This window comes from Pseudomonas sp. PS02288, from assembly GCF_029959715.1.
GTDB classification, from domain to species: domain Bacteria; phylum Pseudomonadota; class Gammaproteobacteria; order Pseudomonadales; family Pseudomonadaceae; genus Pseudomonas_O; species Pseudomonas_O kuykendallii.
In genome coordinates, this window is the sequence record NZ_JASCPA010000107.1 from 1 (window position 1) to 6,088 (window position 6,088).

Sequence of the window (6,088 nt, forward strand, 5' to 3'; positions counted from 1 at the left end):
CTCGTGAGCGCCGCGCCCGCCTCGGGGCAGGGCAAGACCACCGTCACCGCCGCCCTGGCGCGCCTGCATGCGCGCCAGGGACGGCGCGTGCGGGTGTTCAAGTGTGGCCCGGATTTCCTCGATCCGATGATCCTCGAGCGGGCCAGCGGCCAGCCGGTCTACCAGTTGGACCTGTGGATGGTCGGCGAGGCGGAGTGCCGCCGGCAGCTGTGGCAGGCCGCGCAGGAAGCCGACCTGATCCTCGTCGAGGGCGTGATGGGCTTGTTCGACGGTACGCCGTCCGCCGCCGACCTGGCGCGCACCTTCGGCCTTCCGGTGCTGGCGGTGATCGATGCCGCGGCGATGGCGCAGACCTTCGCCGCCGTCGCCCACGGCCTGGCCACCTTCCAGGCCGACCTGCCGTTCTCCGGCGTGCTCGCCAACCGCGTCGGCAGCGCGCGTCACGCCGAGCTGCTGCGCGCCAGCCTGCCGGCCACGCAGCGCTGGTACGGCGGCCTGCCGCGCGCCGCCGGCATCGAGTTGCCGAGCCGCCACCTGGGGCTGGTGCAGGCGGAGGAACTGCTCGATCTGGATCAGCGTCTGGACAGCGCCGCCGATGCCCTGGCGGCGAGCGCCGACACCGCGCTGCCGGCCGCGGTGAGCTTCGCCGCGCCGCAGGAGGAGGGCGATGTCGAGCCGCTGCTGCGCGGCGTGCGGATCGGCGTGGCGCGGGATGCGGCCTTCGCCTTCGTCTATGCGGCCAACCTCGACCTGCTGCGTCGCCTCGGCGCCGAGCTATGGTTCTTCTCGCCGCTGGATGACGAGGCCCTGCCGGCGGTGGACAGCCTCTATCTGCCCGGCGGCTACCCCGAGCTGCACCTGGCGCGGCTGGCGGGCAACCGGCCGATGCGCGCGGCGATCCGGGCGCATCACGCCGCGGGCAAGCCGATCCTCGCCGAATGCGGCGGCATGCTCTACCTGCTCGATGGCCTGACGGACAAGGCCGGCGAGCGCGGCGAAATGCTCGGCCTGCTGCCTGGTGAAGCGCGCCTGCAGCCACGCCTGAGCGCGCTCGCGCTGCAGGCGGTGGACCTGCCGGAAGGCCGCGTGCGCGGGCATACCTACCACCATTCGACGCTGGACTGCGCGCTGCAGCCGCTGGCTCGTGGCGCGTGCCCGAACGGCCGTGGCGCCGCCGAGGCGGTGTATCGCCAGGGCCGACTGACGGCTTCCTACATCCACTTCTACATGCCGTCCAACCCGCGTGCGGCGGCGACCTGGTTCCTGCCATGAACGAATGGGCCTACAGCGCCGAGGAGCGCGCGGCGATCTACCGGGCCATCGCCGAGCGCCGCGACATGCGGCACTTCAGCGGCGGCGAAATCGCCCCTGAACTGCTGACCCGGCTGTTGCAGGCCGCGCACCAGGCGCCCAGTGTCGGCCTCATGCAGCCCTGGCGCTTCCTGCGCATCACCCGTCCGGCGCTGCGCGAGGCCATCGCCGGGCTGGTCGAGGAGGAGCGCCTGCTCACCGCCGATGCCCTGGGCGAGCGGCGCGACGACTTCCTCCGGCTCAAGGTGGAAGGCGTGCGCGACTGCGCCGAGCTGCTGGTCGCCGCCCTGAAGGACGGTCGCGAGGCGCACGTCTTCGGCCGCCGCACGCTGCCGGAAATGGACCTCGCCTCGCTGTCCTGTGCCATCCAGAACCTCTGGCTGGCGGCCCGCGCGGAAGGGCTCGGCATGGGCTGGGTGTCGCTGTTCGATCCGCAGCGCCTGGCCGACCTGCTCGGCATGCCGGCCGGCGCCAAGCCGGTGGCGATCCTCTGCCTCGGACCGGTGCCGGCCTTCTATCCGGAGCCGATGCTGGTCGGCGAAGGCTGGACCCAGGCGCAGCCACTGGAAGACATGCTGTTCGGCAACCAGTGGGGCGAGAAACCATGATCGCCATGGCCCTGACGGCCTGCGCCGGTGTCGCGCTGGATGCGGCGTTCGGCGAGCCGAAACGCTGGCATCCGCTGGTGGGCTTCGGTCGCCTGGCCGGCGCCATCGAGGCGCGGCTGAACCGGGTGAGTGGCGGCACGCGGCTGAACGGCGTGCTCGGCTGGTGCCTGGCGGTGCTGCCGTTGACCCTGCTGGCCTGGGCGCTGGGCCGTTTGCCGTACCTCGGCTGGCTCATCGAGGCACTGCTGCTGTACCTCGCCATCGGCCTGCGCAGCCTGGACGAACACGCCCAGCCGGTGGCCGATGCGCTGGAGCGCGGTGACCTGGACGAGGCGCGGCGGCGGGTCGGCTACATCGTCAGCCGCGAACCCTCGGCACTGGACGAAAACGGCGTGGCCCTGGCCGCCACCGAGTCGGTGCTGGAAAACGGCAGCGACGCGGTGTTCGCCGCGCTGTTCTGGTTCGCCGTCGCCGGTGCACCGGGCGTGGTGCTGTATCGCCTGAGCAATACGCTGGACGCCATGTGGGGCTACCGCAACGCGCGCTTCGAGCGCTTCGGCTGGGCCGCGGCGCGCCTCGATGACGTGTTGAATTACCTGCCCGCGCGGCTGGTCGCGCTGACCTACGCGCTCCTCGGTGAAACCCGCCGCGCGCTGCGCTGCTGGCGCCTGCAGGGGCCGCAGTGGAGTAGCCCGAACGCCGGCCCGGTAATGGCAGCGGGTGCCGGGGCGCTGGGCGTGGTGCTTGGCGGGCCGTCGATCTATCACGGCGAGATGCGTTATCGTCCGCCGCTGGGCGAGGGCGCCGTGGCGCGTGGCGAGGACATCCGCCGGGCGATGCGCCTGGTGCGCCGCGGCGTGGCGGCGTGGTTGCTGCTGCTGGTCATCGGGAGTCTGCTGAATGCTTAACCATGGAGGCGGCCTGCGCAAAGCCGCGGAGAAATACCGCATCGGCCTTGCCGACTGGCTCGACCTGTCCACCGGCATCGCGCCCTACGGCTGGTCGCTGCCGGAGGTTCCGATGGCGGCGTGGAACCGCCTGCCGGAGCGGGGCGACGGCCTGGAGCAGGCCGCGCGGCGGTTCTACGGCGTCGAGGCGCTGCTGCCGGTCGCCGGTTCGCAGGCGGCGATCCAGGCGTTGCCGAGGCTACGTCGCTACTGCCAGGTGGGCATCGTCTCGCCCTGTTACGCCGAACACGCCGAGGCCTGGCGCCGCGAAGGCCATCGCCTGCTGGAGATCAGCGAGGCGGGCGTGCGGCGCAGCCTGGATCGCCTCGACGTGCTGGTGGTGGTCAACCCCAACAACCCCACCGGCCGACGCATTCCCACCGAGCAGTTGCTGGAATGGCACGCCCGGCTGGTCGAGCGCGGCGGCTGGCTGGTGGTCGACGAAGCCTTCATGGACGCCACTCCCGAGCACAGCCTGGCGGCGCACAGCCACCTGCCGGGGCTGATCGTGCTGCGTTCGTTCGGCAAGTTCTTTGGCATGGCCGGCCTGCGCCTGGGCTTCGTGCTGGCACAGCCGCAGCTGCTCGATCGCCTCGACGAAATCCTCGGCCCCTGGGCGGTGAGCGGCGCCGCGCGCAGCATCGCGCGCACGCTGCTGCTGGACGACGAAGGCCAGGCCGGCCAGCGACGCCGCCTCGAAGCCGATGGCGCGCGGCTGCACGACCTGCTGGCCGGCCACGGCCTGAGCCCGACCGGTGGCTGCGCGCTGTTCCAGTGGTGGGTCAGCGAGCACGCCGCGCTGCTGCACGAATACCTGGCCTGCCACGGCATCCTGGTTCGGCTGTTCGCCGCGCCGTCGAGCCTGCGCTTCGGCCTGCCGCCGGACGAACCGGCCTGGGCTCGCCTGGAGTCGGCGCTGGAAGTCTTCGCCCGGAGCCGCGAATGAAAGCCAGCGTCACGCTGATGGTGCAGGGCACCACCTCGGATGCAGGCAAGAGCACCCTGGTGACCGCCCTGTGCCGCTGGCTGCAACGCCAGGGCGTGGCGGTGGCGCCGTTCAAGCCGCAGAACATGGCGCTGAACAGCGCGGTCAGCGCCGACGGCGGCGAGATCGGCCGGGCCCAGGCCGTGCAGGCGCAGGCCTGCAAATTGCCGCCGCACACCGACATGAACCCGGTGCTGCTCAAGCCCAACAGCGACATCGGCGCCCAGGTGATCATCCACGGCCACGCGGTCGGCAACATGAACGCGGTCGCCTATCACGCCTACAAACCCACCGCGATGCAGGCGGTGCTGGCCTCCCACGGGCGCCTGCGCGAGGCCTACCGGGTGGTGATGGTGGAGGGCGCCGGCTCGCCGGCCGAGATCAACCTGCGCCAGGGCGACATCGCCAACATGGGTTTCGCCGAGGCGGTGGACTGCCCGGTGATCCTCATCGCCGACATCGACAAGGGAGGTGTCTTCGCCCATCTGGTCGGCACCCTGGAACTGCTTTCCGAGAGCGAACGGGCGCGCGTCCGCGGCTTCGTCATCAACCGCTTCCGCGGCGACATCGCCCTGCTGCGCCCCGGCCTGGACTGGCTGGAGGCGCGCACCGGCAAGCCGGTGCTAGGCGTGCTGCCGTACCTGATGGACTTTCACCTCGAAGCCGAGGACGCGATAGACGCGCGTCAGCCGGGCAAGCAGGGTGAGCGCCTCCGGGTGCTGGTGCCGGTGCTGCCGCGTATCAGCAACCACACCGATTTCGACCCGCTGCGCCTGCATCCGCAGGTCGACCTGCGTTTCGTCGGCCCCGGCCAGCCGATTCCGCCGGCCGACCTGATCATCCTGCCCGGCTCCAAGAGCACCCGCCGCGACCTGGCGTTCCTGCGCGCCAACGGTTGGGACCTCGCCATCGCCCGGCACCTGCGCTACGGCGGCAAGCTGCTGGGCATCTGCGGCGGCCTGCAGATGCTCGGCCAGCGCATCGACGATCCGCTCGGCCTGGAAGGCGACGCCGGCGGCAGCGACGGGCTCGGCCTGCTCGACCTGCACACGCGCCTGGAGGCGGACAAGCAGCTGCGCCTGGTCAGCGGGCGCCTGAGCCTGGAGGGCGCCGCCGTCAGCGGCTACGAAATCCACGCTGGCGTCAGCACCGGCAGTGCGCTGGACGAGGCGCTGGTGACCCTCGATGACGGTCGCCAGGACGGCGCGCGCAGCGCCGATGGCCAGGTCATTGGCACCTACCTGCACGGCCTGTTCGAGGCGCCCGAAGCCTGCGCCGCGTTGCTGCGCTGGGCGGGCGTGCGCGAGGTCGAGCACAGCGATTACCACGCCCTGCGCGAACGCGAAATCGAGCGCCTCGCCGATCTGGTCGAGGCGCACCTGGATACCGATCGCCTGAGGGCGCTATGCGGGCTTTGATGCGGGCGGTCGATCCCATGTGCCTGGCGCAACCCGGCTCGGTGGATCGGTGGGGCGTGATCCACCCTACGTTTACACCGATCCGTAGGATGGATGTCGCCTTTCACATCCACCGCTTTTCGACCACCCCATCCTCTGGAAACGCTGAACCATGCCTGAACTGATCCTCGGCGGCGCCCGCTCCGGCAAGAGCCGCCTGGCCGAGCGTCTGGCCGCGGAGTCCGGCCTCGAGGTGGTCTACATCGCCACCAGCCAGGCGCTGGACGGCGAGATGTCCAGCCGCATCCGCGCCCATCGCGAACGCCGCCCGGCGCACTGGGGGCTGGTTGAGGAGCCGTTGCGACTGGCGGGCGTGCTGCGCGAACAGGCGGCCGACGGGCGCTGCCTGCTGGTCGATTGCCTGACGCTGTGGCTGACCAACCTGCTGATGCTGGACGACCCGCAGCGCCTGGCCGCCGAGCGCGATGCGCTGCTCGACGCCCTCGCCGAGCTGCCGGGGCGAATCCTGTTCGTCAGCAACGAAACCGGCCTCGGCGTGGTGCCGATGGGCGAACTGTCGCGGCGTTACGTCGATGAAGCCGGCTGGCTGCACCAGGCCCTGGCCGAGCGCTGCGAACGGGTGGTTTTCACCGTCGCCGGCCTGCCGATGATTCTCAAGGGAGCACCGTTATGACTATCGAGTGGTGGCGGCAGGCCTGCCGTCCGCTGGACCTCGCCGCGCGCGCCGAGGCCGAGGCGCGCCAGGCGCAACTGACCAAGCCGCCCGGCTCGCTGGGCCAGCTGGAAGGGGTCGCGCTGGCGCTGGCCGCCCTGCAGGGC

The 6,088-nt window shown here is 71.4% G+C and carries 7 protein-coding genes; all 7 read left to right on the forward strand.

All coding sequences use genetic code 11. The annotated features are described in order from the left end of the window. A partial coding sequence (locus QMX85_RS23010; protein WP_282344824.1) for a cobyrinate a,c-diamide synthase occupies positions 1–1,272 on the forward strand: 1,272 nt, incomplete at its 5' end. Then, positions 1,269–1,919: a 5,6-dimethylbenzimidazole synthase gene (gene bluB, locus QMX85_RS23015; RefSeq protein WP_282344827.1), complete on the forward strand. Its 651-nt coding sequence runs from the start codon at positions 1,269–1,271 to the stop codon at positions 1,917–1,919. The genes QMX85_RS23010 and bluB, both read left to right, overlap by 4 nt. A gap of 5 nt (positions 1,920–1,924) precedes the next feature. Further along, positions 1,925–2,827: an adenosylcobinamide-phosphate synthase CbiB gene (gene cbiB, locus QMX85_RS23020; protein WP_282344837.1), complete on the forward strand. Its 903-nt coding sequence runs from the start codon at positions 1,925–1,927 to the stop codon at positions 2,825–2,827. Further along, positions 2,820–3,812 carry a threonine-phosphate decarboxylase CobD gene (gene cobD, locus QMX85_RS23025; protein WP_282344830.1) on the forward strand — a complete coding sequence of 331 codons (993 nt, stop codon included), beginning with the start codon at positions 2,820–2,822 and terminating at the stop codon, positions 3,810–3,812. The genes cbiB and cobD overlap by 8 nt, the downstream gene beginning before the upstream one ends. Further along, the gene (locus tag QMX85_RS23030) at positions 3,809–5,269 is read left to right on the forward strand and encodes a cobyric acid synthase (RefSeq protein WP_282344832.1); all 1,461 of its coding nucleotides are present in this window, start codon (positions 3,809–3,811) and stop codon (positions 5,267–5,269) included. Before cobD ends, QMX85_RS23030 begins: the two co-directional genes overlap by 4 nt. A 151-nt stretch (positions 5,270–5,420) precedes the next feature. Beyond that, on the forward strand, positions 5,421–5,942 hold the full coding sequence (gene cobU / locus QMX85_RS23035) for a bifunctional adenosylcobinamide kinase/adenosylcobinamide-phosphate guanylyltransferase (RefSeq protein ID WP_282344834.1): 522 nt from the start codon (positions 5,421–5,423) through the stop codon (positions 5,940–5,942). Next, the coding region (locus QMX85_RS23040) for a nicotinate-nucleotide--dimethylbenzimidazole phosphoribosyltransferase (RefSeq protein WP_282344839.1) at positions 5,939–6,088 on the forward strand (150 nt) is incomplete at its 3' end. The genes cobU and QMX85_RS23040, both read left to right, overlap by 4 nt.

What these genes read in the sequence shown, in the direction of transcription:
- cobU (WP_282344834.1), top strand. Translation starts at nt 5,421, where the DNA reads ATGCCTGAACTGATCCTCGGCGGCGCCCGCTCCGGCAAGAGCCGCCTG.
- QMX85_RS23030 (WP_282344832.1), top strand. Translation starts at nt 3,809, where the DNA reads ATGAAAGCCAGCGTCACGCTGATGGTGCAGGGCACCACCTCGGATGCA.
- bluB (WP_282344827.1), top strand. Translation starts at nt 1,269, where the DNA reads ATGAACGAATGGGCCTACAGCGCCGAGGAGCGCGCGGCGATCTACCGG.
- cobD (WP_282344830.1), top strand. Translation starts at nt 2,820, where the DNA reads ATGCTTAACCATGGAGGCGGCCTGCGCAAAGCCGCGGAGAAATACCGC.
- cbiB (WP_282344837.1), top strand. Translation starts at nt 1,925, where the DNA reads ATGGCCCTGACGGCCTGCGCCGGTGTCGCGCTGGATGCGGCGTTCGGC.